Origin of the sequence: Streptomyces sp. NBC_01515, assembly GCF_045040345.1 — a bacterium.
Lineage (GTDB): Bacteria > Actinomycetota > Actinomycetes > Streptomycetales > Streptomycetaceae > Streptomyces.
Genome location: NZ_CP109416.1, coordinates 3,758,783 through 3,785,596, shown reverse-complemented (window position 1 = coordinate 3,785,596; position 26,814 = coordinate 3,758,783). Strand labels below are relative to the sequence as shown.

General features: G+C 66.5%; 12 protein-coding genes. 4 read left to right on the top strand and 8 right to left on the bottom strand.

Annotated features, from left to right (window positions below):
• Positions 1-13 precede the first annotated feature (13 nt).
• Genes OG407_RS16720 through pglW form a run of 6 tightly spaced genes read right to left on the bottom strand, consistent with a single transcriptional unit; the run spans position 14 to position 18,313 of the window.
• Positions 14-2,146, bottom strand: coding sequence for a DEAD/DEAH box helicase (locus OG407_RS16720; protein WP_405858853.1), 2,133 nt, complete (start codon positions 2,144-2,146; stop codon positions 14-16).
• On the bottom strand, positions 2,143-3,471 hold the full coding sequence (brxD, locus tag OG407_RS16715; protein ID WP_384170793.1) for a BREX system ATP-binding protein BrxD: 1,329 nt from the start codon (positions 3,469-3,471) through the stop codon (positions 2,143-2,145). The genes OG407_RS16720 and brxD overlap by 4 nt, the downstream gene beginning before the upstream one ends.
• On the bottom strand, positions 3,468-6,251 hold the full coding sequence (gene pglZ, locus OG407_RS16710; RefSeq protein ID WP_405858851.1) for a BREX-2 system phosphatase PglZ: 2,784 nt from the start codon (positions 6,249-6,251) through the stop codon (positions 3,468-3,470). Before pglZ ends, brxD begins: the two co-directional genes overlap by 4 nt.
• Positions 6,251-10,159: a PglY protein gene (locus OG407_RS16705; protein WP_405858849.1), complete on the bottom strand. Its 3,909-nt coding sequence runs from the start codon at positions 10,157-10,159 to the stop codon at positions 6,251-6,253. The genes pglZ and OG407_RS16705 overlap by 1 nt, the downstream gene beginning before the upstream one ends.
• The gene (gene pglX, locus OG407_RS16700) at positions 10,152-13,871 is read right to left on the bottom strand and encodes a BREX-2 system adenine-specific DNA-methyltransferase PglX (protein ID WP_327404501.1); all 3,720 of its coding nucleotides are present in this window, start codon (positions 13,869-13,871) and stop codon (positions 10,152-10,154) included. The genes OG407_RS16705 and pglX overlap by 8 nt, the downstream gene beginning before the upstream one ends.
• A complete protein-coding gene (gene pglW / locus OG407_RS16695) occupies positions 13,868-18,313 on the bottom strand; it encodes a BREX system serine/threonine kinase PglW (RefSeq protein ID WP_405858847.1) in 4,446 nt (1,481 codons plus the stop codon). Before pglW ends, pglX begins: the two co-directional genes overlap by 4 nt.
• Positions 18,314-18,599: 286 nt before the next feature.
• Between pglW and OG407_RS16690 the strand changes: the two genes are divergently transcribed.
• Entirely contained in the window at positions 18,600-19,571 is a 972-nt protein-coding gene (locus tag OG407_RS16690; RefSeq protein WP_266768076.1) for a hypothetical protein, read from the top strand.
• 26 nt (positions 19,572-19,597) lie between these two features.
• Positions 19,598-20,119, top strand: coding sequence for a hypothetical protein (locus OG407_RS16685; protein ID WP_387181743.1), 522 nt, complete (start codon positions 19,598-19,600; stop codon positions 20,117-20,119).
• 293 nt (positions 20,120-20,412) lie between these two features.
• Here the strand turns inward: OG407_RS16685 and OG407_RS16680 are convergent, their stop codons facing one another.
• A complete protein-coding gene (locus tag OG407_RS16680; RefSeq protein ID WP_405858844.1) occupies positions 20,413-20,664 on the bottom strand; it encodes a hypothetical protein in 252 nt (83 codons plus the stop codon).
• A gap of 345 nt (positions 20,665-21,009) precedes the next feature.
• Between OG407_RS16680 and OG407_RS16675 the strand changes: the two genes are divergently transcribed.
• Complete coding sequence (locus tag OG407_RS16675) at positions 21,010-25,554, top strand: sacsin N-terminal ATP-binding-like domain-containing protein (RefSeq protein ID WP_405858842.1); 4,545 nt, start codon at positions 21,010-21,012, stop codon at positions 25,552-25,554.
• Between the two features lie 299 nt (positions 25,555-25,853).
• The gene (locus OG407_RS16670; RefSeq protein ID WP_327404507.1) at positions 25,854-26,102 is read left to right on the top strand and encodes a hypothetical protein; all 249 of its coding nucleotides are present in this window, start codon (positions 25,854-25,856) and stop codon (positions 26,100-26,102) included.
• A 97-nt stretch (positions 26,103-26,199) separates the two neighbouring features.
• Here the strand turns inward: OG407_RS16670 and OG407_RS16665 are convergent, their stop codons facing one another.
• Positions 26,200-26,496, bottom strand: a complete 297-nt coding sequence (locus OG407_RS16665) for a hypothetical protein (protein WP_327404508.1) — start codon at positions 26,494-26,496, stop codon at positions 26,200-26,202.
• Positions 26,497-26,814: the final 318 nt, after the last annotated feature.

Here is a 26,814-nt window from a genome sequence, read left to right as displayed (position 1 = left end):
CGAGGAACCGCTACTACCCACGAGGCTTGCTGAACGTGGACGTCTCTCGCAAGGTAGCGGCTGCACCTTGGAGGTCCGCCAGACGTGCGGCAAGCGTCGCTTCCGCAAGGCGAGGTGGCAGTGCGGCACTGAACTTGAGGCCGTTCAACGCGCGGGAGTCCACTGAGGGTAGACACAGCTGATCAGCGGCCTCGGAAGTGGCCTTCTTCCATTCCGAGGGCGTCACGTCCTCGCGGAGCCGGATGCAGGAGTCGGTGGGCCGCTGGAGCGGATCGGCGACCGTGGTGAGCGTGGCGGCGAGGGTGGCGTTCGCCCGGTAGCCGGCCCAGGTCCACCAGCGCACATTGGTGTCATGCCCGCCTCGCACGATCACTGTTCCGTCGGGGTGGACCAGTTCCGCGCTGTCCTCACGGGCCTGGGCGAGCGCAGCCTCCGCGCGTCGGGTGACGGAAACCGGCGGATCGGCGCCGAGCAATACCTCCCGTGCAGCGCGGGTCAGCTCGTACGAGGCGCTTCGGCCCGAGCCCGCTCCATCCCACCGCGCCTTGCCGCCGCTCTCGACCGGTTCGACGAAACATCGACGGCGGGACCAATCGATGTAGGTCACCTGCCAGCTCCGCCCGGCGAGGAGCAGGCGCCTTGGGCCCGGCACCTCTTCGGTGAGCAATGCGGGATTGGTCGTGCCGATTTCGGTACGGCCCGACAGGACCGCGAATTCCGGGGGAGCGGTGAAGACCGCGGTGAGATCCATGAAGTGCCGGTAGCCGAAGCGGCGTTCAGCCTCGGGACCGATGAACAACATGCCTCCGTCCCGGTCCAGGTACCCCTCGTCGAGCAGGTGACGAACGATGGGCTCGGCTGAGGGACCGAAGGGGCCGAGCCCGCCCCACCATTCCTGCCAGAGCCGGTCTCCCACGCGGTGTTCCTGCAGGCAGAGGGCCAGTACTTGCTGGGCGACGATGTGCCGGGGTTCAGGCGGGGCTACGACAGGTTCCACCCAGCCGCGCGACCACAGCAGGAGCAGGGCTGCCGCACTGAGCAGGCCGTCCTCGTCGACGGTGAGGAAGAGGCAGTTGCGGGTGGAGCCGGGCCGTCGGCCGGTGCGGCCGAGGCGCTGGAGGAAGGAGGCCACGGTGCCGGGCGCGTCGATCTGGATGACACGGTCCAAGTCGCCTACGTCGATGCCGAGTTCCAATGTGCTGGTTGAGACGATCACGCAGTCCCGTGCGTCGGCGAATGCCTCTTCCGCCCGCCGCCGCTCATCCACCGACAATGAGGCGTGTGACAAGAACGTGGTCACACCCTTCGCCCGCAGGCCTTCGCCGAGTTTCTCGACCTGGCGGCGCGATTCGCAGAACACCAGTCGTTTTTCGCCGCGGTGCAGGGCGGCGATTACTGTGACTGCGTTCTCCAGCGACCCCACATAGTCGAGTTGGACGTCGCCGGGTGGCGGCAGTACGGGTTTTTCCTCGCGCAGATGCGGGGCGACGACTTGCGCTGTGCGCTGTCCGCTTCCCGAGCCTTGCAGCCAGGTGAGCAGTTGCTCCGGGTTGCCCACCGTTGCGGAGAGCCCGATCCGCTGCACCGGACGCCCGACAACCCGCTCCAGCCGTTCGAGCACGGCCAGCAGGTGCCAGCCCCGGTCGTCCCCTGCGAAGGCATGCACCTCGTCCACCACGATCGCCCTCAGCCCGGAGAAGAAGGCCCGATGGTCGACGTTCGTGCTGACCAGCATCGCTTCCAGAGACTCGGGTGTTGTCAGCAGTACGTCCGGGCGGTCGCGCAGGATTTTCTTACGACGTGGCTGTGAGACATCTCCGTGCCACAAGGCAGCAGTCCGTCCCAGCCAGGAGGTGTACGTCTCCAGACGTGGCAGAAGATTGTTCAGCAGCGCTTTGAGAGGACAGACGTACAGGACGGACGTTCCTGTCCAGTTCTCCGCCGCCATCTTCGACAACAGAGGAAACGACGCGGCCTCGGTCTTTCCGCCTGCGGTCGGAGCGAGGAGTACAGCATCCGAGCCGTCCAGTAGCGGTTCGATCGACTCTTCCTGAAGCGGGCGAAGCCCGGGCCATTCCAGGGTGTTGACGATGTGGTGGACCAGCCCGGGGTGCAATCGATCCAACGGCTCGGGGGCGCCCGTCACGGCAGCTCCAGCTCGATCTCGTCGGCGCTGTCCGCCGCCGCGTTGCGCTCGACCTCGCTCAGCTCGTCGGCGTTCAACGTCAGCGCGTAGTGCTTACGCGGGTCGAAATCCTCGAACTCGTCCACCCGGTCCAGTACGTCCGCGACGAGCTTGCGCAGGAACAGACGCGGCGCGATCCCGGCCCGCCCGCCGAGCCTTCCCGTCATCGCGGTGGCCAGCTCTGCCACGTACCCATCGTCGACGAGCGAGGCGACACGCTCAGGATTCCGGGCCGCTCCTGCATACAAGTCTCTTACAGAACGCCCGAGTTCACCCAGTCGTTGGAGGTCGAAACCGGTCAGGCGCAGCTGCACTGCACGCGGCGAGTCGAAGCGCGGGTCGGTGGAGAAGTCAGTGGCCAGTCGCTGGGCGAGCGGGGGCAACCGCTGAACGCCCTGCTGCCCGTCGTAGAAGGCAGGGGTGCCGGTGATCACCAGGAAGAGACCGGGGAAGCGGCCTGCGTCGATCTCGTCGAGTAGCTGCCGCAGGGCGTTCAGCCCCTTCTCCCGTACATCTCCCCGCACCCGCTGCAGGGTCTCGATCTCGTCGAGGACCACCAGAAGTCCGGGATGCCCGCAGTCCTTCAGCACGGTGAGCAGCCCCTGGAGGAAGCCGAGCGCCGCGAAGTGGTCGAGGTCTCCGCGCACGCCGGCTGTGCGCCGCGCGGAAGCGGCGACCGACTTCTGGCCGCCGAGCCAGGCGATGACAGCCTCCGCGGTCGCCGCGTCTCCGTCCAGGGTGGCCTTGCGGTAGCCGCGCAGTGCGGCGGAGAAGGCGGGGGTGGTCTGGGCGACGGCACGCAGCCGCTCTTCCGTCAGGGCTTCGACGGCCGCCTCCAACGCCGCGCTGTCTTCGGCGAGTTCGGGCTGTGCCTCGTTCACCTCCTCCTCAAGGGTGTAGAACCATCCGTCGATCACCGAGCGCAGGGCGCTGGCAGGTTCTGTCGCGGTGGTCAGCCGTTCGGTGAGCCGCCGGTAGACCGTCTCCAGCTTGTGAAGGGGCGTCTCCGTCTCCGAGATCTGGATCTCGGCGGCGGCGAGCCCCGCCCGCTTTGCCCGTTCGGCGAGCCAGCGGGCGAAGAAAGTCTTGCCGGACCCGTACTCGCCGCGGATTGCGTGGAATGCCGCGCCGCCTGTCGTGATCGTGGCGATCCGCTCGTCCAGCGCGGGCCTGAAGCGTTCCAGGCCGACTGCGAACAGATCGAGGCCGGACTGGGGTACGGTCCCGCGTCGCAACGCGTCAATGACCTCGCGTCGGCGGGCCGCGCTCACGGGTGCGGCGCTCATGCGCTCCCCTTGGGCAGTTCGAATTGCTCGCGCAGTGTGTCGCGGTTGAGCCGGACCCGGGTCCGGGAGTCGATCAGGCTGACGACCTCGTAGCCTTCGATGTTCAGCAGCCGGGTCAGCACGGTGACGAAGCCCTCGGGGCGGGTGTGCGTGCGGCCGCCCGAAGCGACAGCGGCGGCGGCGACTGCCGCGAGCGAGAGGGTGCCGCCCGAAGCGTCGAGTGCGTCGATGACGGCGGCCACCACCTTGCGGTCAGGGGTTTTGCGGACGAACTTGCCCTGCTGCTCGTAGATCTTGGTGTCGACGATCTGGCGGCCGAGCGTGTGCGGAGCCGGCACGGCGGGCGCTGCCTTGGCCACGGGAACCGGGACCGCGTCGTCGGTGAAGAGCTCACCCTCCTGCGGCCGGGCCTTCGGCTTGGCTGACGGCGTTTTCCTCACAGGCTTGGAGGACGGTGCGGGAGCGGGAGCCGTCACCGGCGCCAGTGCGGTACTCGCCTCCCACCACGACGGTTGCACGGACTCACGCGGCAACTCGGCCCACCCCACGGGCGCGAGGTCGGCAGACGGCGCCAGCACCAGCACCGGCACCGTCATCTCGGCGAGCGCCGCACCGCCGTAGTACCCGGCTCTGCGCGGGGTATAGCAGATCTCCTCCGACCAGGGCACGGTGACGCGGCCGCCGTTCTCCAGCACCCGCGGTCCGTCCAGCACGACCTCGCCTTCACTGACCGTCGTCCCGGTACGCCAGCGGGCCGACTCAACACCCTCAGCATCCACCGGTCCCACCTCGGACCCTTGCCGGTCCAGCACATGGCCGTGATCGGACACCAGCACCACAGGACGCCCTTGCCCACGCGCAGAGTTGAGTAGCTCGGGGAGGTACTTAACACGGTTCACAGCCCAGTCCGCGAGTGAACTCCGTTGGCCGTGGTCGAGGCTCTCTTCGACGGCGTCCAGAACGACACCCACCACGGCGTCCGAGGCGATCGCCGCGACCAGCCGCGGATCGAGCAGGTGCCCCGCAGGCCCGGGAATCTCGTTTTTGTGGAAGAGGGCTGCAGCATGCCCGTTCTCCTGCCAGAAAGCGGCGAATCCCTCCTTCTCCACGCTCTGCCCGCCCGACACCGGACGCCCACACAAGAGTGTGGCCCTGCTGAGCAACGTCACCGACGGAATCGTCGCGACCGCGGCCGCCCTCCGCCCCCCGCCGGACAGTTCGCGCCACCGCCCCACACCTGTCAGCTCTTCGCCGAGCTGAGCCGCGACCGCGCTACTCATCCCATCCAGGACGAGCACCAGCGGCGGCCGCTCGGCTGCCAGCGGCAAGGCGACCGTCCGCAGTACGTCCTCGATGAGCAGCACTCCACCGGGCTGCGCAGCACTTGCGTGCTGCGTCCACGGCCCGAGCTCGGCCGCGAAGGCTTCGTCGAGCACCGCTCGCCGCCGTCGCGCCGCGTCGTGCACGGTGCGGTACGCCTCGACCAGAGCGGCCTCGGCCTCGGCGTCGCCCACCCACAGCTGGGCCAGCGCCCGGTCCACCCACCCCCAGTCGGCGACGTGTGTGTGCACGGCCTGGTCGACCGAGGACACCACAGGCTCCTGCCCGTCCAGCCAGTGCCTCAGCCGTACCGCCATGCGCGCCAGCTCGACCCGCTTCGGATAGAAGTCGGCGGCGAGATGATGCTCCTGAACGTGATCCCAGGCTGCCTGTGCCTCCTCCGGTTCCTCAGTAAGCGCCTCGGCCAGCCGATGCAGTCGTGACTGGAAGCCGGAGGGAAGAAACGGGTTGTCGGCTAGCGCAGATGTCAGATGGGCGCTGCCCGCCAGCTCGTCGGCCTGGAGCAGTACGTCGAGCACCCGCTGCCGGGCATCGATGCTCTGCGGCCCCCGCCCCGCCGCCTCACCGATCCAGCGGGTCAGCGTGCCTTCCACCGCCCGTGCGTAGGCGCGGAGTTCGGAGGGCCGGGAACCGACCATGCCAAAGACCGTACCCAGTGCGACGGCCGCGTCGGCCGACGCGGCTTTTCCGGTCATGACGGACGCCAGCACACCGAGCGCGGTTGCCTCGGTCCCCCGGCCGCGGAGCGCGAGCCGCAGCAGTACAGGGGCGGCCTCGCCCGCGCTCTGTGCCAGCCAGTCGGTGATGCCCTGCTGTTCGGCTTCGGGCAGCGCGGCAAAGCGCTCCGGGCCGCCGGGCGTACGGGACCAGGTGAGCAGCGCATCGACGTCCACCGATGCCCCACCCTCGAAGACGCCCTCAAGCCCGAGCCGCACCCCGACGAGGGCTCGCATCGCCGCGTCCAGGGTGAGCACGGCCCCGTGCTGCGGCCAGCCGCCCACCGGTTCGGCGACGATCAGCGCGCCGGGCAGCCACAGCCACGGGTCCCGTCGCATCCGCGGGTCGAGGTCTGCGGCGCCGAAGAGCTGCTTGACGATGTCGGCCTCGTCGACGGCGATGATCTGCGAACGCACCATCTCGCCCAGCAGATCGAGGCCGATCCGGTCACCGTGCACATCAGTGGTGACCACCAGCAGGTCCGCGCCCTCGGTGGCCAGATGAGACTGCCAGGCATCGGTGAGGCCAAGCACCGAAGTGGTGTGCGTGACCCGAACCCTGCGCCGTTCGCCGTCGCCGATCGGCACGGTGAACTCCGTGGGCCCGTCGGACGCGTACTTCCCGTGGACCAGCACAAGCCGCCGGCCTTTCGTGTGGGCAAGGCGCGTGGTGAGTAGCCCGGTAACGACCCGCTGGTCGAGTTCGGGCACTGTGGCTCCCATCAGTCCTCGCCGCCCGGCACGCTCGCGCTGTCGCCCTGAGTCGCGTGCAGCACCTGCCAGTTGATCTCGATCTCGACGCCCGGGTGCGCGGCCGCATAGTCCCGGATCTCGCCCTGTACGTCGGCCAGGGCCCTGCTGAGTGCGGCTTCCAGGACACTTTCGCTGTCCGTGGCCTTCACTCGCCGAGACCGCCGGGTGGTTGTCGGCGTGGTCGGCGTGGACGGCAATGGCGACTGACTGTGCGTGGTCGGCCTGTCGTCCTCGGCCCGGGCAGGGGGGACGATCGCCTCCGACTCGACAGGCTCGGGCGGCGGGGGCGCGACGGGCGCCACGGGTGTCACCGTGCTGAGCCGCGCTGCCTCGTTGATCAGAGCCACGGCCTGGCCGCGCGCGCTGCTCAGTACCGGGGCCAGATCCGTGTCGAACTCGTCGGCCCCTGCCGCGTCCGCGATCTCGGCGAGCAGCAGCCCGGACCGGTCGGCCAGACCGTCCCCGCGCCCGGTGTACTTGCGTACGCTGTCGATGAGATCCCAGTCGGTATGCTCCAGCGCCTCCAGTACCCGCTGCGCCGAGGACATCGTCTTGGCCAGCACCACATCGGTGCTCAGATATGTCGCAGCCGCCAGATCCCGCGCGAGCGGTGTCGCCTCTAGGTTCTGTTTGATCCGCGCCAGCAGATCGGCAGCGTCCCGCACCGACTGCTCGCGGGCGCTCAGCGCCTCCCCGCTGATGCCGAGGGCACTTCGGTACCGGGTCAGTGCGCGCCGCAGCCCATTGACAGCAGCCTCGCGCTCCTCGGCCTTCGCACGAACATCCGCCGCGAGCGCGTTGACATTCCTGGTGAACAGCACCTGCGGCACGCTCGTGCCGAACAGTGCGGCGGCCCGCGTGTGCGCCGCTGTGAACTCGTCCTCGCTGGGCCGCTCCTGCGCCCGCAGTGCCCAGCCGGGACCGAACTGGTCGAGCGCAGGGGCCTGTTCGGCCTTGCCACGGTAGATCCAGGAGCGGTCGGAGAGCAGCGCGTACGTCGCGATCACCAGGTTCGAGACCAGCTTGTCAAGGCCCGTCCAGCCGAGCTCGGCGATCCAGGTGCGGATGTCCTCGACCGGAAAGTCGCCCTTCGCGCCGTGCTTGGCCGCCTGCTGGTCGATGTGACGGCGCCAGTCCGTGGAGACGTTCAGCGGCCCGTCGTGCACCTCACCCAACTCCAAGGGATGCACAATCCGCGCCACATCCGTCAGTTCGCGGCTGTCGACCACGACCCGGCGCGAGCCGTCGTCCATAGCCTTCGCGATCCACCCGTACGCCATCTTGAACTTCGCGGGAGTGACCGGTTTGCGGCTCTCCTGGCGGTCGAAGTTCGGATGCTTGGGATACATCGCGTCCAGCAGGCCATCGGCGAGCTTCAGCAAGTTGTACTTGAAGGCGCCGCCGCCCTGGAGCTGCGGAACGTGTCCGGCATACAGCGAGTGGACGTGCTTCCCCTCGGTGACCTGGGCCCCAAGGTCGGTCTCGTTGGCCTTGGCGATCCCGTACGCCTGGTGCAGCACCTGACCCAGTTGCGAGACGAGGGTCTCGCGCTGCGCCTCCAACTGATGTTTGACACGTACCTGGTCATCGGAGGACAGATGGGTTGCGAAGTCCTTCAACCGGTCGCGCTCCAGCAGGTAGTTGATCTTCAGGAGCCGGCCGAGCTGGGTCCCCCGCTGAGCGGAGAGGAAGGACGGCAGCCATACAACGGTCGGCGCATCCGGCTTCTCCCGCTGCAACCGGAAGACCCGGTTCTCGTCCGCGCTGGGCAAGCCCTTGTCGTCATCGTCGAAGGGATAGTCGATGACGAAACGGATCCGGTCCGGCGCGGACGGCTCGAACTGTGTGTCGGGGAGGATCTGCGTATCGCGCACGTTCTCGAAGACGAACTCGGCCGTCCGCCGGGTGCCGTGCCAGACGACCTCGCGGTCGGCGACGAGGGTGCCGTTGTCGGCAATCACCAGTTCCCGCCACAGCCACTCCTGCACCCACCGCTTGCGTGCACCGAGAGTGTCCTTCTCGCCGACGCTGTCCAGGATCGGTTCCACATCCAGGTCGGACAGATGCAGCGTGAACACCGGGTCCACGTCGTTGCCGTCACTGCGCAGCTCGCCGGGGAACTGCGCCTGGAGCTCCTGCATCCGCTTGACCACGATCCGGTCCTCCTGCCCGGTGCGGGAGCGGATCGAGCCGTGGTTGAGCGCGGAAAGGCGCGGCCCGGTCAGCCGGGCGAGGGCAGGCACTTCGGGGGCGAGATAGGCGAGCAGCATCGTCTTGACGAACCGGTCGTCGGCCTTGAACTTGGTGTCGTCCGGGGAGCCGTACTTCTGCAGCAGATGCTCCTTTACCTTGCCGTGGAAGCGAGTTGCCGCCTCCGCCTCGCTGCGCAGCCGGTCCGTGAACGCCTCTCCCATCCCCTCGGCCAGTACGTCCCACAGGTCGCCCAGCGGGATCAACTCGCCGACCTTCATGTCTTCGCGCCTCTTGTAGAGCATCTGCTGGAGCAGCTTGAGGCCGGTGCGCTCGCGCTGGAGAGCGCCAGAGAGCGCGACCAGGACGTTGAGGAGGACGGGCGAGACCGGGTAAAGCGCCTTGAAGTCGGCCCAGTCGGCATGGGTGGCGCCGTTGGCGTCTAGGAGCACATCGCGTACTGACTGGTTGGATGTCTCGACCCGGGCGAAGGCCGCTTCAAGTACGGCCCTGGCGGCATCGTCCTTCGGCTTGAGGACCCGCTCCTTGATGATCTCCGGGAGGTTGCGGTCCTCCAGGCTGATTGGATCGATACGGCCCGCCAGGTATTTGACCTGCTGCTCCAGGTTCTTTGCCTCCGCGCCAACTGCGTCCGAGCCGATCAGCTCGGACAGGTCGCGCTGGCGGGATATGAAGGAGACGACCGGCAGCGCGCGGCCACCCGTGCCGGACTCGATCAGCTTGACCAGTTTGTTGACCTCGTCATTGACGAAGGTCCGCTCGCGCAGATGCGCCTGGAGCCAGAGGATCAGCTCGTCGAGGAAGAGGATCAGCCCGTCGTAGCCAAGGGACTTGGCGTGCCGGCTGATGATGTCCAGCCCGTTTTCGAGGGGCAGGAAGGCGTTCTTCGCGCCGAGCGCGCCACGGGAGTACGAGGAGTACGGGCCGGAGAGCAGTGCGGACGCCAGCCAGTCGCGGACCTGCTCGCCGGGGGCGGATGTTAAGGCCAGGTCGAGGAGGGCCGGGGTCCAGACCTTCGGGGCCTCCTTGACGTCGAGGTCCTCTAGGTCGCTTTCGTCGTCGGCGGCTTGCTGTGGGGCGGTATTCGTGTCCTCCGGCAGCGTGGGGTTACCGAGCCAGCGTACGAACTGCGCGTCGTCCGCGAAGAACTCCCGCTGGCGGAGGGCGTCGTCGAACATCGCGTCCGCCCGGTAGACCGGCGGCACAGGTGAGTCCGGGTGCAGCCGCCGAACCGTGGCGACATAGCCGCCGAGGATCGCCGAGTCGAGGTCCGTCGCGCCGACCAGGTGGAACGGCACCATCAGGAACTTCCGGTCCCGCAGCCATGTGTCGTGGTCCGCGATGATCGGCTGGAGTGTGGGTTTGGTGCGGGCGGCCGGGGCGTTGGAGAGGATGGCGTGCAACACGGTCATGAAGTGGCTCTTGCCGGAGCCGAACGAGCCGTGAAGATACGCGGCGTTGGACGACCCCGCACGCACGGACGCCTCAACGATCTTCAGCGCCCGACGGAGGGACTGTTCCAGCTGCGGGGTGACCACATACTCGCGCACTCGCTCGGCGGTCTGATCGAAGCCGCCGGACAGCTCGACCTTGAATGACCCGGCGAGCACGGACTCAGGCAGGTCCAGCACGTCCCGGAGGTAGAGGTCGCTGCCACTGTTACTCATCGTCTTCCGTCGCCTTCTTCATGGCCGTCGTTGCCGTTTTCTTCGTCTTGCGTGCACGGGTCGCATTCGCTGGACGCCAGTCGGTGAGTGCGGCTGGGGTGAGCTGTTCGCGTGCCAACTCCCCGTCCAGGAAGCTCTGGAACTCTTCGGCTGCCGACTCCTCGCCCCACTCGTCGTCCGCGTCTCCGAACCACTGCCGAAGCCACGGCATCAGTTCCGCGATTCCGGCGAGCAGCGGTGCGAGGCGCTCGGCGGGCCAGTCCTGCTGTTTGCGGCGCTCGGTGACGATGTTCAGCAAGGCAGTGGCCTGGTCGCGTTGGTCCCAGCCGGCCCAGCCGAGCAGGAGGGTCGGGTCGGAGTCCGGGTTCGCGTCCGGGTAGGACACGAAGCGCTCTTTGGGGACGTCCAGCTTTCCGCGGTTCGACCAGTAGGACTGCCTGGTGAAGTCCGCGGAGGCGTACTTGGGGGGTACGGCGATGTCGAGGTGCTCGCCGGTGCGGTCCTCCTTGCGCTGCTTGTCCCAGACGTCCTCCCACTGCGAGCGCTTGCGAAGTCCGGTGTCCTTGTAGCGGTACGCGGCGAGATAGGGCACGTGCTCCGCGTCGACCACATCTTGGAGGACTTGGGCGAGGGAGAGGTTCGGCTTGCCAAGATGGGCGGCGTAAAGCGAAGCAGTGTTGCGGATCGCGTCCGCGTACGGGAGCCTTTCGAGTTCGTCTGCGAGCTGGCCGATGGTGAGGGTGCGGGGTTGCTCGAAGTCATTGAGGATGTGGAACCAGAGGGACTTGTTCTCGCACCGGTCGAGTAGCCAGGTCCGCAGAGCGGCCTTCTCCTGCTTTTCCCAGGGGTCAGTGGCCCAGCGGCGCTTGCACTCGGGACGCTCGATGCGCGCGATGTCGTGGCGGGCGGAGATGGTGTCGATGCGGGCCTGCACGATATCCCGGTACCAGTCCGGCCAGTGGGCTGGGATCTCGGTGATGGGGGTGGAGCCGTGCCGCCCGAACCACACAGTCTCAGCCTCGCCAGCTGCTTGCTTCCGAGCCAATACGATCTCGAATGCCCGCTCTCCGAGGCTCACTTGGGGAATGGTGCTGAGCGAGGAGGCTGTAAGTCGGGCTACCTCGTCGTCAGCGAGGAGTCCGTAGGAGTGATACACCACCCAGTCGAGCTCCTCCTGGAGGGCGACCATGCGCTGGCGGGCGCGGGTCCAGGTGTCCCGGGCGGCATCGAGGCGGATGGGCGTGGGCGGCTCGTCCGCGGCGCATATGGCCGAGGGCTCGTGAATGGCGACGTCTTGAGCGAGAGAGTTGAGGATGCGGCCGAGGGATAGAGGAAGCCGGTCGGGCAGGGGGAAATCCTGAAGTTTAGCCCCGGCGAATTCGTAGAAGCGTTCCCATTCATCGTGCATGAAGCCACCGGTGCCGGACTGGCTACCCTTGTCGTGGCAGACGTGCTTGAGCCAGAAGCATGCTGCCGACGAATTGAGTACTCCCGACAGTGCCAAGTACTCGTCCTCGCTCGCACTATCCGGCAGTTTGATCACCGGCGCGGAACGATTAAATAAGCGCGACTGGGTGTCGAGAGTGAAGTGATTATGCGTGGCAACGAAGGCGAAGGATATTCCCTTCGGGGTTGTGAGCTTGCTCGAATAGTTCTCGAGATGGCAATACCAAGGGTAACCGTTCTCGATTATAGTTTTGCCGAAGATGACGCGCTTCGATAATTGAGTTCGGAAGGGCCATAAACTGTGTTTGATGAGATGGTGGTCCGAATTGATGGTCTGTCGGTTTTCTGGGCCTGAATAAGGGTTACGAACTGCGACCGAATCTGTGAATCTGAAATCTCGAACGACGTCACCCGTGATCAGCGTTCGAATTGCCGAATGGTCCCTGAGGCGTCGTGCGGTACTTACGTCCGGGAGGAAAAAGGCATCATCGGCGCCAGTTGCTGTGGTTCGCCCGATGCTGGTAGCCCTGGAGCCCAGCTTCTGCCGTCCTGATGCGATCTCCTCGGCGATTTCCCCAGCCACGCCACCGCTTAGGGACCATGGATACTCTGCGAGCTGATTACGTGCAGAATCGACTGACGAGACCCATTCGCTCTCGCTGCCAGGTTGATCGATCTGCTGATAAATGGCGGACCAGACGAGACCGCTTGATGCGTCATCCGGCTGCGAGGGTTCGCCGCGTATTCCCATGACAGTACGGACTAAATCTTCTTGGTAGGCCGTGCGATTTCGCCCAACCAAGATAACCGTTGGCGTCCCGTGCCCCGGAATGTAGGCGCCGGAAGTGTCGATGACATGTGTCAAGTCAACTTTTTGATGGAACCAGTCGATCAGTTTTCTTCCGAACTCGCGTTTCATGAAGGAGTTTGCCGTGATCTGGCCCGTAAATCCTGCCGCGCGCTCTGACCCGCTGGTGCGCACCGCTAACTCGAATATCCGCTGCGCGAACGGTATCGACAACGCGTACGTTCCTGCGCACGTGTCGTACCGTTCCCTGTAGGCCAGGTTTTCCTGCTTATCCTTTACTGTGATGTAAGGCGGGTTGCCGACTACAACGTGGTACGAACCTCTCCCGAGTAGGTCGCAACTCTTCGTGAAGTCGTATATGTCTTCGGTGGTGTAGAAGAACTGCTCATGATCGGAATACAGCCCCTGGCGAACCCCTGGGGCTCCGCGTCCGTGAAGCAAAGAGTCCCCCACGGCCAGGTTGATCCGGAACCCGGGAGCCGTGTCCAGCCGCTTCGCGTCCGCCGCTTTGAGCGCGGCAATCATCAGCCGGAACCGCGCGATAGCCACTGCGAACGGGTTCTTGTCGCACCCGTGCACTGCATCCAGCGCCCGCCGGATCAGCGTCCAGTCATCCGCGCCCTTGTCGAAGTCGCGCCACTTCTCCAGCAGCCGCTCAAACATCCCCAGCAGGAAGTGCCCAGAGCCGCACGCCGGGTCGATCGTGCGCAGGCCTGCGGGGAGTTCCCGTACGATGCCGTGCCCGTCGACAAGGGAGACGACGGGCTCTAGACCGAACTCCTTCACCGCCGGCTCCAATGTCAGATCGAGGATGAACTCCTCCACGAACACCGGGGTCTGGAGCAGCGCGTACGTCTTCCTCGCGTGCTCGCTCAGATCCTGATATAGGTCACCCAGGAATCGAGTGTCCAAGTCCTCGTTCACGAACGAGTGCACGATCTCGCCGCCCGAACCAACCCGCCGCCAGAACTTCAATAACGCCGTTGCTGCCTCATACGAAGGCGAGATCTCCCACAATGGGTTGTGCACGCGGTCGAAGAGCCCCGCCACCGTCGGGTTGGTGCCAGCAAGATGATCAAACGCCGCGATGATCCAGTCACGGTCATTCTTTTCCGGGTTCGCGGCGAAGAACGCCGTGTCGTGGTCCTCTGCGTCCTTGAGCCGCTCGCCGACACCTGCTAGCCACGGACGCGCGATTAGCCCGTTGTCCTCGCAGAATCGGACGAAGACGCATCCCAGCACCCACGCTGCCGCGACCTGCATGACCCGTTCGTCGCGCCATGCCTCGTACATGGCCGCTGTCCGCCCGGCGGCGCAGGCGCGCGCGTACTCGTCTGCGAGCCTGTCCCGGTACTCCTCCTCCGAGTCGCTGCGCGCCCGCAAGTCGTCCTCCAGGAGCGCGACCTGCTTGCGGAGGTCCTTCAGTAATCCATCCTGGCCGCTACCGCGTGCGCTCACTGTCCCAAACCCTCTCGATGTGCGGCCCAGATGGTGGCCAAGTCCTTCAGGAAGCCCTCGGTCAGTACCACGCGTTCCGCGTCGCCGCCGGTTATCTCTACCGTGCGACCGTCCAGCTCCGGTCCGCCCTGCGGATTGTGCGAAGGGGTGAGCAACCACAGTCCGTGCGGTCGCCCGCCTGGCTTGCGCGCACCGGCTTGCAAGCCGACCAGCAGGTCGTGCCCACCCGCCTCGTAGTAGTGCGCGAGCAGCCCAGATGTATGTACGAACAACACTGTCCCCGGCTCCCGCGAGGCCGTCTTCTCCAACTGCGCAGCGACGCGAGGCCAGACCCGGACCACGAACGACCGCAGCCCGCCGGGGAGTTCGCCGCTCCTTGTGTACCGGGTGTCCGCGCCCAGCACCTTGGACCAGTCCGTGCCGTGCTCTCCCGCCAGCGCCCGGAACTCCTCCAGGAAGACCCGTGCCAGGCTCACCGGTACGACCGGGAATGCCTCGGCCACCGCGTCCGCAACCGAACCCGTCTCACCCCGTAACCGCTTGACGTGCACGTTCAGTGCGAGGAAACCGCCCTCCCGTACTGCGGAGTCGAGCTTCGCGGCGAGCAGCAACGACGGCTCGCGCCCGGCGGCGGCTCCCGCCGCCAGCGCACGAGAGGCTCCGGTCACCGTGCCGGTGGAGGAGTACAGCCAGCTGCTGCCGGTCACCGCCGAGACCGGCACCGGAGGCTTGAAGCGCGCCTCGGCCGTCTCGTACGTCAGCGGGAAGCCGGCCTTCTTGAGCGCATCCTCGACCTCGATGTACGTGGGCTTGCCCAGCACCATCTCGGGGAAGCGAGAGCGCAGCCGAGCCAGCAGCCCCTCCAGGCTGATGCCGACCTCGCGCCGTACACCCGCCGCGGCCTGCGAGATCTGAAGGGCCCGCCACAGCTCCAATGTCCGGGGGTACAGCTCAAGCCGGGGCGAGGCCGCGGCACCTACCGAAGTCGCTGCGGCCAGGGTGACGAGCCGGGCGTCCGGGAGCGGGGCCATGCCTTCCGGTGTGCGCACCGCACGCAGGTCGCGGAGCGCCGCGGCCCGGTCAGGTAGCGGTTCGGCGGCAGCGACCTTCTCGGCGGCCTCGCCCAACTCAATGGCGTACGCGGCGAGTTCATCGGAAGTCGGATCGTCGGAGCCGTCCAGCGACTCCAGGGCTACGATCAGACGCCCCCGCCGCCGCATCTGCGCGAGCCGGGGCTCATGGTCCTCGTCGCGGCCGGTGAGGAGGGTCTCGGCGGCGACAGCGGCTCGTACGACGGCGAGCGCGGCGGCCTCCGTGCCCTCGGTGGATTCGCTCTCGGAGCCATGACCCGCGCTGAGCACCCGGGCCAGTTCGCGGGCGGTCATCACGCGTCCTGCATCCTGGACGGCTTCCACCAGCTCACCGCACAGGAGGGTCATCCAGTCCGCAGAGGCCCACTCGCCGATCGCCGATCCTAGGTGCCTGGAGACCGTGTACTCGGAGGCCTTGACGGATTCCGAAACCTGCCGGTTGGTCGGCCAGGCGCCCGGCTCTGCTTTTCCATCGAGCCCGAGCCAGGCCGCGACGACCTGCGGCCGCTTGTTGTCCTTGCGGCCGGCCAATACCGGGTTGAGGAGTGCGGCGAGCCTTTCCACGTTCTGCCGGGCCTCATGCTCGGCGCCGAGCATGTCGTCTGCCGCTGGCACCGGGGGCTGTACCGGCACGGCCACGGCCTTGGGCTTCCTCGGCCGCAGGGCAGACGTCCACTGACGGTGTCGTCGGTTGAGCTCCTTCTTGACGACCGCGCCGATCCCGCGCTTGCCCCGGAAGCGGGGCAACGGCACATCCAGTAGCTCGCGGACTGTCACCGCGCCGAGTTCCTCGGCCACAGCCGCCGCCCGCTCGGTCAGCCCCGCATCCCTGAGGGTCGTTCCGAGCTTCGCCCTCTCCGCATACAGATCCCGGATGTCGTCCTCGGAGAGCCCCTCCGGCAGCCCGCCGGCCCCCAGTATCGAGACGGTGTCGGTGGTCGGCGGAGGCTGGGTGCGGTCGGCCTCGGTGAAGATCGCCCGCCAGGCGTCCCGCATTTGCCGCAGCGACTCGAACCTGCGGTTGACGTCCCGGTGCAGGGCCCGCTCGAAGAATGCTTCGAGACCGGGCCTCAGAACCCCCACGAATGCGTCGGCGGCGAGCAGCGGTAGCTCGTCCTTCAGCGCTGTGAGCGGATCGTCCGCGCCGTTGCCCCACATGGGGCGCTCGGCGGCGGCCATCTCGTGCAGGACGACGGCGGCGGCGTACCGCTCCGCGTAGTCGTCGTAAATAGGACGCCGTGCATCGCCCAGAAACGGATCGAGATAGCCGCGGGTGCCCGCCTTGATGTCCCGGTCGGAGACATTGGCCAGGGAGAAGTCGAACAGCACGAGCTGCTGCTCGTCGTCGTCCCGGACCTTGATCCCGAGATTGGAAGGCTTGAGGTCGCGGTGGCGCATACCTCTGGCCGCAAGGTCGTCCAGCGCGGTGAAAAGGTCCTCGCCGAAGGACGCCAGTTCCTCGTAGCCCAGCTGCCCATGGCTGGCCAGCCGCTGGCCGAGTGTTTCGGGGCCCGCGTACTCCAGAGCAAGGACGGTCCGGCCGCCAATGGTCCGCGGACCTTCGTACAGTTTGACGATGCGTCCGCTGCTGATCTGTTGAAGGGCTGTGGCCTCGGAGGCGAGACGCTCGTTCTTGTCCGCGTCCAGGGCGACCTTGAGGACCCGCTCTTCCACCGCCCTTGTGCCGCGCTCGTCCTCGGTAACGCGTGTCACATACAGCGCACGTGCCGTGGCACCCGAGCCGAGGACTCGCTCGACGGTCCAATCGCCGTCGACGGCCTGACCGGGGGTGGCAGTGAGGGGGTCGGCCTCCACGGCGACGGCCTGGGCGGCGCTGGCCTGTTCGGCATCATCGAGTTGCTTGAGGAAGGCGTCGGCCGAGTCCAGCCGGTCGTCGACAGAGGCTCGGGTGGCGGCGTAGACCAGCTCGTCGAGTCCGGCGTCCATGGCGTCGCTGACCGCATACATGTGCAGTCCGCCGTCGGCCGTGAGTCGCTCCTTGAGCGCGGTACGGGTCTCTGCGGGAGGCATCCCGGTCAGGATGTGGTGCGCCACCGCGCCGATGCCGAAGACATCGAGGTCCACCGGGTCCGGGTAGTCGGCGTCGGTCTCGGGTGCGAGGTAGCACTGGGCGGCGTCCTCGATGTGCTCCCCAGTGAAGGAACTCTCGCCCAGCGAGCGCAGTGAGGTGGTGTCGAAGTCGCGGGCGGACGCCTGCCAGTCGATGATTCGCAGAACGGGGTCGCTGCCGCTCTCGCGTGCGCTGACGTATACCGAACGGGCCGCCAGCGCACGGTGATAGAGCGAGCGGCGGTGGGCGTAGCGGACGGCCTCGGCGAGTTGGCGCACCATGTCACGGCGTACCGCTTCAGTCAGTTTCGCGCCGTACACGGCAAGGTAGTTGTCCAGCCGCAGATCGCTTTCCCGGTGGCGGAAGAGGATAGCGGGACCGCCCTGATGCTGGCGCAGGGCCACGGCCTGGGCGATACCTCGGTGGGCGATGCCCTGAAGCACCTGATACTCGCGCTCGGCGGCACGGCTCGTAGAACGCCGCTTTTCCTCGCTCGCCTGCTGCTCGACGAGATAGACCCGGACCCGGCCTTCCTCGTGGATCATCTCCTTGCGCTCGGCGAGCCGGTCCTCCCACGTGGGGCCCGCGTCCAGGGGGCGGGAGGCGAGCTTCCAGCCGTCGCCGAAGTCGAGGTGAGCGGTCGATGCCCGCACCCCGATCTTCTTCATCAACTCGGGCAGGTGCCGGGTGAAGTCCTCCCTGACCCGCCAGTTCTCGCGCTCCGGCGGCAGGCTGAGGAACTCGTCCCAGATCCCCGGGAGTCCGCTCCGGACGCCGTCACGTCCGTAGACATGGGTGCGCTGAACTGTGTCCAATTCGCTCTGGAGTAGAGGGTCGGAGAGGAAGACGGCCGGGTCGATACGGGGGACGCGGAGGCTCGGGTAGAGCTCGCGGGCCGCTTCCTGGAGTCGGGATTTCAGCTCCTTGGACTTGAGGTCGGTGAGGTGCAGAGGGTTGCGGATCGTACGGATCCGGCCGTCGGGGGCGTGGAAGCTCCAGGTGTCGCCGCTGTTCGCGACCCGGCCGGGGTGCCCTTTCAGTTCGACCAGATACAGGCCCCGGGGTACGGCGATGAGCAGGTCACACTCGTTGATGCGGCCGCTCATGGCAGTGAAGGAGAAGGTCGACCACGAGTAGTGCGGGGCAGTGACCGGCATCCGTTGCTTGATGTGGTCAAGAGCCGCCTGCTCCCACGGAAAGGGGGACGGCCGAGTTTGGTACCAGCGCTTCGGCTGATGCTGGCCGGGCTTGGGGGTCGCCGGGCCGCCTACTGCCGCCACCGCCGTTCACGCACCTTTCGCAGCCGGATCCGCTCGTCGGTACGACGTGTGCCGGTGCTACTGGCCTGAGGCGGAGAATCACGGCTTCTCGAAACTAATCCAATGATCGATCACCTTGCCAGATCGGAGGCCGCATACAAGGCCTGGGGCGTGAAACTCCCCTTGCGCGCACGGTAGTTGGCGCATCTCAGGCTGTAACTTTCGGCCATCTGTGGACGGTGCTCGGTGATCCTCGGCAAATGTGCCTACGATCATGTGGGCCATGCCAGCAGTAGGGGGAGGCGAAATGGCCGGAACGATGCGCAAGCGCACAGTATTTTTCTTCGAGATCGTCGAGGCCAAGAACCACCAGCCACGCATGGAGCCTCAGGACTGGCGGGGCTTCCTCGACCGCATCTCGGCCGCACCGCCTGACGAACGCAGTGTGCAGAGTGGTGAAGATCGGCTGATCGGGGCCGTCGATGCAGCCACCTCCGAGGATCATCTCCTCCTCGCTAAGATCACTGGAGAGGTGCCTCACCAACTCGATCACAGCAACGGCACCATTGAAGCGTTGCGGCTCGCGGCCGGCACCGATGTCGTGCACGTGACGACCCTCTGCTTCCTGCCATACGGGAACATCATCGGTACCCTCCATGGCGGCTTCTCCGCACCGCGGGTCAGCGCCATCACCAAGTGGTTGAACGGCGTTGGACTCCCGTGGGGTGAGGTCGTTTTGAAGCCGGTCATCCATGCGCGGGCCCGCGAAAAACTGAACCGTATAGAAGCAGTGTCAGAGCTGACCGTGCAGTTGGAGGGTGCCCCGGCGGACAGTGTCGGAGCTCTGAACGCACAATCCGAGCTGGGGCATTCGCTCCGCAGCTTCGGGCAGCGGCACCCAGACACTGCCATCACTCTCAGCCTGCGGGTCCCCAGGCGCGGAGGGCGCCTGAGTCTGGTTCGCAGAAACCGGGCCGCGACCCAACTACGCAGTGATGTCCTGCAGTTCATCCCCGACCTCGACGAATGGATGGACGAGTCGGGCGTGGTGCGCTCCGTCAACGGGCAGGTCGCGATCCGCGACCCGCACCGGCAGTCCCTGGAGTATGAGCCGCTCGACTTTCTGGAGCACCGCATCACCGCCCAGTGCGATGTGCCGGTCGCATTCACCGATGGACGGTCGGTGGACCTGCAGTTCGCGGTCAACGCTGTCTTCGGAGCTGCCCGCACGCACGCGCAGGAGTTGCAAGAAGCCTGCCAGTACCGACCGCTAGCCTGAGCGGCAGCTCAGGGGGTGAGTAAGCGGTGCTGGACTGGTTGTGGGTCCGATGGGTGGGGCGGCCGCGCCTGGACTGGATTGTCGCGTTCGTGATCACCGGCGCGCATCTGGGCATTGTGCTGATCACCGGCAGAGGCGATGTACTGGGCTGGCCGGCGCGGGAGCAGCGCGTCAACGTTTACACGGCGACGGCGACAGTCGCAGCCATTATCGGCAGCTTCATCACTGCGGCGATCGCTCAATACGCCGCGTCCACCGGGCAGCGGATGCGGACGCTGCGCACACATCCGATGCAGGGCCCGCAGTTCAGACGGAACTGGGTGAGCATCCTGGGGGCGACTCTGGTGGTCTCGGGGCTCTGCCTGTTGGCCACGGTTCTGGACATTACGGAGAGGGACACGGGCGGGGTGCACTGGCTCGCGGAGTTGGCCATGGCGCTCGGCACAGTGCGGGCAACACGTCTGGTGTGGTTGTTCGGCAAGGTCATCGTGGCAGGAGATGCGGACTTGGCGGATGCTCAGCCGTCGGCAGGTCCGGATGGGACGTAGAGCATGCCGGCACCCGCGCTGAGAAGTAGATCCTGCACGTCCCGCACCTGGTGTGGGGCGTCGTTCACAGGTGGTTGGTGCAGCCGTGGAGTCGAGTACGAGGCACGACAGGATCTTCGGCGGCGGGCCAGTCGGAACGGGTTACTACACCGTGCTGAGCTGGTAGGCGAAGAGGCGTGCTGGGAGCGTGCCGCGGCGAGATGGGCCGGGCAGGCTTGCGCCTCGGCGTACTGGTGGAGATCACTTATCGACGGCACCAGCGAGGCAGGATCTTCGAGGGGAATTGCTTGCACTCACCGGTCGTCTCGTCGACCCGCGGCGCCTTCCCCTCCACTGATCCGGCGGCCACGCGCGTTCCCGGGGGTCGCGTTGCGGACCATCAGCCGCTGACCTGCCGCGTCACGCTGATCGCCCAACTCGGTTATGTAGGCGTTGACTTCGGCCTCCCGAGCAGTGACCAGCAGCCGCCTCGCGCCCTCGTGGACGATGTCGTCCATCAGAGAGCCGGTTTCGGTGGAGCCGTCGGCATTCAATACGTTGAGCACGGGCGTGCCTTCCCGACCCGTGCTGCTATGCGGTCCTACTCGATGACCAGAAGTCGATCACTCGGAAAGGTATGTCCGTCGCGTTCCAATCCGAGGCCACTCCACAAGTCATGAGCATTGCTCGGAACGATATGTCCCCCTGGCCACACCATGTATGCGCGCATCGCTGCCAGACGCTGAGGCGCTGGGTGTAGGCCGCAGAGAAGGCCGAACGGCCGGAGGCTGCCTGGATCGCTGCACTGCGTGAGTAGGTCGAGCGCGCGGAGACGGAACGCGACATTGTCCGTTTAGATCGGGGCGGACCATCTACGCTCGTAGGCTGAGAGCTGCCGATCTGGGGGCGGGATGACGGGGGCGATTGAGCGGGCGGTTCGCGCTGCGGAGAAGCTCTTTGACATGGAGGGGTTGGCTGGCGCGGCGGATATACCTGAGCCTGACGGAGCGGATGCGACGCATGCCGCGGTCGCTAAGTTGGGTGAACTCTTTGCCAGGTTGCCCGGGCAGATGCGGTACGGCCTGGAGCGTCAGCGTGAGAACGGTGGGGATCTGTCCACCGACCGTCTGCAGGGGTTGTCGGAAATCGTGCAGAACGCCGATGACCTCGGGGCCTCTCAGGTTCGGATTCTCGTACGTGACACAGAGCTGCTCGTCGCTCATGACGGGAGTCCGGTGCAGCTGCCGGACGTCATGGCGCTGGCCATGCCCTGGTTGACCAGCAAAGCCGAGGATCCCGACTCGACGGGCCGCTTCGGGATCGGGCTGATGACTCTGCGACGGCTCTCGCCCGTACTGGAGGTGTACTGCTGCGACTACCGGGTGCGGATCGGTGATCCGCACGTGGCTGTCCCGGAGCCCTACCCGATCCCCAAGGCTGTGGCCGACGACGGTTGGACCGTTCTGCGGATGCCTTTCGCAGAGCCTGGACTCATCGCCAGCGAGGATGTGGACGAGTGGCTCGACGACTGGGGAGACGGGGCGCTGCTGTTCCTCGACCGCGTCCGTACGGTAATCCACACGGATGAGGACTGCAGCGCCCGGCGCGAGCTGGCGTTGCAATGGGGTGAGGCACAGCACCACGAGGCAGCGGTGGGCGGTGTCGCGACCACGGTCACGACGAGGACGGCATGTGCTACGGATGGCGAGTCCTGGAGTGTGAGCCATGCAGTCATCCAGAGCCCCGAAGGAGTAAGCCGAACGCGCAAGGCCGTTGGCGACGAAACAACGCTCGCTGTCGCCCTGCCACAGCACGGCGTGGAGGCCGCCCTTCATGCGGCGCCTGGGCGCCTGCATGTAGGGCTTCCTGTCATGGAATTGGGCGTACCCGTCTGTGTGAGCGCGCAGTTCGACCCCAACCCCAGCCGTCAGCAGCTGAATGACACCGACTGGAACGTTGCCCTGTGCCCCTTGGTTGCAGATCTCTGGGCGGCGGCGGTGATTCGGCAGTTCCGGCAGGATCCGGCGGAGGCATGGCAGAGCGTGCCGCTACCTGGTGACGTTCAGCAGACCAAAAGCCCTGTATCCGCCCTGGAGAAACTCCTGCTGGACCGGGCCCGAGCGAAGGTGTCACACGAACTACGTCTGCTGATGCCTGGGGAAGGCCGCAGCCTTGGTCTCTCGCACCTCGCTGTGGCGGACGCGGCACTTATCGGCGTGCTCACCGAGGCTGAGATCGCCGGTGTGGTGGAACGCGAAGCAATCCTGCCGGAGCTGGCACGGGATGCCGGTGGCCGGTGGCGCGATGTTCTGGAGGACTGGGCGGAGAACGGCGGCGCGGCGCCAGCGAACGTCGGTGTCCAGGACGCGTTGAAACTGCTCAATGACACGTCCCGTACACCGGAGGCCACAGTCGCCCTCGCCGCGACGGCTATCGGGGTCGATGAGGCGATCCCGCTCTTGTGGCTGCGGTGGCTGGTTGACGTCGACGGGGAGCGATACTCCGTCCCGGGCGCCGACGCCCCGATCGTCTTCACGGACCAGGCTCGTGGTCTCTCCGCAGCTCTGGGATTCAGCCGGGTCCTGCACCAGGCCTATCTGGTGCCTACGGCCGAGTCGAGCAGGGTCCGTGATTGGCTAGGCGAGCGGGGTGTTTTTGTCACCGGCGAGGATCCGGTGCCGGCCGTTCGGCGGCTCGCGGCCCGTGGTGCCCGCCGTGACAACGGCCCATTGAGCCTGGATGACGGGCAATTGCTTGCCTTGCGTGACGGATTCCTGCGTGTGCCGGCGAAGGAACGCGTGGCGCTGGGCCGCGATGTGGGTAAGGCGATCCTCCTCAAGGCTCGGCGGTACGGATCTGACGGGCAGCGCGAGGATGTCGAGGTCGCCCCTGCCGACTCGTATCTGCCGGCTGGTCTGGACGGTGCGGACCGCGAGGGTACTTTCGAGCTAGCCGCTGGTCGGGTACGCGGACTTTCCTGGCTGCGTTCCCGCTATGTCCAGGTTCTGCGAGGCGCTGGCACCGGTCTGGGAGCACAGGCGTTCCTGCGGTTGCTCGGTGCCTCGACGACACCCCGGCTTCGCGCGCACCCGAAGGCCGAACACCGGTACAGCGGCTCGTACCCTAACGAGGGCGTGCGGGTGAGCCAAACTCCTCACCCCAAGGAGCGCAGCGACCATCTACGGGCCAAGGGCGCTACGTTCACCCTCCATGAATATGACAGCCCCGTCTTGGCGGCCGTTGCGCGGGACATCGCCCGGGAACAGGACGCGCTGGCGAGGCGACGCAGGGCTGCCGCTCTCCTGCGGGTACTCAGACGTACCTGGAGCACTCTCTCCGAGCACGCCACGGTCCGCGCAGTGAAGGACTCGTACGGCTGGGTGGACCTCGGTGAGACGGACGCCTTCTGGCTGTGGCAGCTCAAGTACACGCCTTGGCTGGACAACCGGGACGGGGTGCCCACCGCCCCAGCCGACTTGCGGGAGCGGACGACCGGCACTGTCGCCGTCTACGGGGACAACGGGGCCGGGTTCCTCCACCAGGATCTGCAAGAAGTGGTGGGTAAGCGGGGAGAGGTGCTGACCGCTCTCGGCGTCACCGGTGAGGCTGGCGTTGATGACCTGCTCAAGTGCCTGCGCGAACTGCGACAACAGAGCAGCCGGAGCGGCTTGCATGATCACCCGGCTGCCCGGATTCTCTACCAGGCCCTGGCGGAACGCCTCGCCGAGAACCGCGGGCGAATGGCTGGCATGCTCGCAAAAATCACCCGCGCCTTTAACAGCGGAACAGGGCTGGTCCTCACCACCTCTGGGTGGCGCAAGCCACGGGACTGTTTCCGCGGACTCGCGGTCTTCGGCTGCTGGGGCACCTTCGCCCCAGCCCTGGACGACGACGAGGCGTTCTGGAAGGCGCTTGGCGTTCCAGAGCCCGGTGTGGACGATGCCGTCGCTGTCATCAGAGAAATCGCCAAGGAGACCAAACGGCAAGAACTCTCCGAGGCAGATGCCAGCACGGTCGAGGCCGTCGTGCTTCAGACGCTACAGCTACTTGCCCGGCTGGCCACGGCACGACCTGAGGAAGCGAACGCCACCCGCCTCGGACGGCTGCCTTTGCGGACCAGCCACGGTTGGTTTAGCAAGCGGCCCGTCTACGCGGTCGACGCAGCGCTGGCCGATGCTCTAGGAGAGCAGGTCCCGGTCTGGCTGCCCGGAGCCGAACTCGAACAGTTCCGGGCGTTGCTCGGGCCACTCCGCGTGCATGAGGTGAAGCCGCAGGACATCACGCCCTGTTCTCCGGACAAGGCGCCCGTGGATCCGGAGGCCACTTCGTTGATACGAGCAGCCCTTGCTCTGCTGCGCGAGGATCTACAGCGCAACGCGTCCGCGATCGCGCGATCCCTCAACGGGTCTTGGGACGAACTCATCGCCGTAGAAGTGAGAGTCGCGCCGCGAGTGGAATGCCACGTTCACCTGCTCGACGCGGAACCGGTTCTGGTGCACATGGGCACGGCGCTCGACCTGCCGACCAGGAGCCTGTACGCGGTGGATAATCGCGCCTTGGGTCGGGCCTCCGAGATGGGCCGAACCGTAGCCGCCCTCTTCGCACAGGGACGAAGGGAGGTGGCCCACGCCTGGGCGGCCGCGTACGACGAGGCGGAGAAAGGGCGCGAGGCGGTCCGGCTGAGCCTGGCCGAGGAACAAGCGGAGAGGGACAGAGCCGCGGCCGATGCTGAGATCGCGCAAAGGCTGGTATCGCTCCAGGAGGAGCACACTGAACGACGCGCGCAAGCCGGTGACAAGGGCAGATCCAGTGTGCGTCCTGCCACGGGAAGAAGCCAGGGAACTTCGGGCACCGTTCCAGCGGTCAGCAGCCCTGCCACGGTGCGGCGACAGCTCGTCGATCCAGAGAGATTTCGCCTCGTGGACGACGGCCGCATCACGACAGGAACCCCTGGCGTCATCCACCCATCGGGGGAAGAGCGGGCCCAGTCCGGGGTCACCCTGCCACGCCCCCGGACGGAACCGGCGGTACCAAGTTCACAGTCGGTACCGCGTTCTTACACAACGGTCGAGCAAGAGGCTGTGGCCATCCAGTTCCTGGCCCAGGTATTGGGGGCCGAAGCGGAACCTCAGTGGCTTCGAGATCTCCGTGCACAGCACGGTCTGGGTGCGGATGCCGTGGACCGCCTGTCCCGTTTCTACGAACTCAAGACCATGTATGGGCCAGAGCAGGACACGGTGACCTTTACGCCTTCAGAATTCGAGCGTGCCGCCTCCGAGGAGAACTTCTTCCTTGTTGTCGTCTCCGGATTGGAGCAAGGCGCGGCAGGCGCACCGTGCGTACGCCTCATTCCATACCCGCTGCACCAACTCGTCGTTCGATCAAGCGGCAACGTAACCCTGAGTGGCATCAGAAAGACACAGAGCCTTGTCCACGACTTCACGCCACGGGAGTGAGATTCACGAAGCACTCGGAGGTGCCGCCCTGGCCATGCTCGGTGTCCGGGGCTCAAGCCTGATCGGCAAGGGCAGGGAGAGAAGGCCTGATCCAGATCGTCCTCGGCCCCGTGCTGTCCAAACATCGCGCGACGGGCGACGCGCGTTCGATCGCACCAGGCCTCCGCGAAGTATGGGTCTCTCGATGCTTTCCGGAGTGAGAACGCTGGTCAAACAACCCCTGTTCTTGGCGGTTCGAGGTCGGGCGAGTAGCCCTTTGCGCGGAGCCAAGTGTCGAGGGCCAGAGTCACGATGTCTCCGTGCGGTACATCGGTATCGGCGTTGTAGCGGCGGATCCGGTGCTGGAGCTGGAGAACTTCGGGGACGGCATAGTTGAGTTGACCGCGTTTGGTGTGCCGGTTACTGATGACGGCCATAGTGTCCGGGTGCGGCGTAAGAACGTCATCGGTTGGCTGGCGCTCGGCGTCGAGCGCATCTGCGATTTCTCGCAGTCTGCGGGCGTAGGGGAAGTGATCAGGCACGAGAGCGGCTCCGTTCGGTCCGGCTAGGCGGATAGCTATCCGCCTATTGGGCTATTGGAATGTCGGCGCGAGGGGCGGCCACCCCCTGGGCGTGGGGAGGCCAACCCGTTCACTGTGGTTGGGTTCAGAACCCGCGGGCGGTGAGCCACTCGTCCAGGGCGACCGAGACGATGTCGCCGATGGGCAGGTGGTCGAGTTCGTTGTCCAACGCGAAGCGTTTGATCCGCTTCTTCAGCTTCAGCGCGGCGGGGACCGACGAGTCGAGGCTCTCGCGAGCGATGATGCGCTGGTTGAGAACCACAGCGGCCTCGGGGATGTCCTTGGGGCGGCCGGGACCGTGGGTATACGGCCTTCCCTCGCCGGGCTCCTCATACGGTCCTGCGTCCTGCTCCTGGTGAGACCCCGGACCATCGCTTTTCACAGGGAACGCTGTACCGCCTGCCATCGGAGGAACGGTCGTACGTACCGCCACTTCGCGGGACGAGGGCGCGGCAGAAGGCGCCCATGCAACGTGGGGTGGACCGTGCTGCGCAACAGGCTCGGCCGGCTGAGTGGAGGCTGCTGGTTCGTCGGCCGAGACCCTCTGCGACGTCCTCAACTCCGCTGGCACATCAGCTGGTTGGGGGGTGACAACGGCTGGGTGGGCGGGTCGGCTGGCGGCAGGCTCCTGCTCGGGGCGGCGAGGCTCGGCCTGGGCGGCGCTCTGTGTCAATCCGATTGTCGTTTCGGCCGAGCCCTC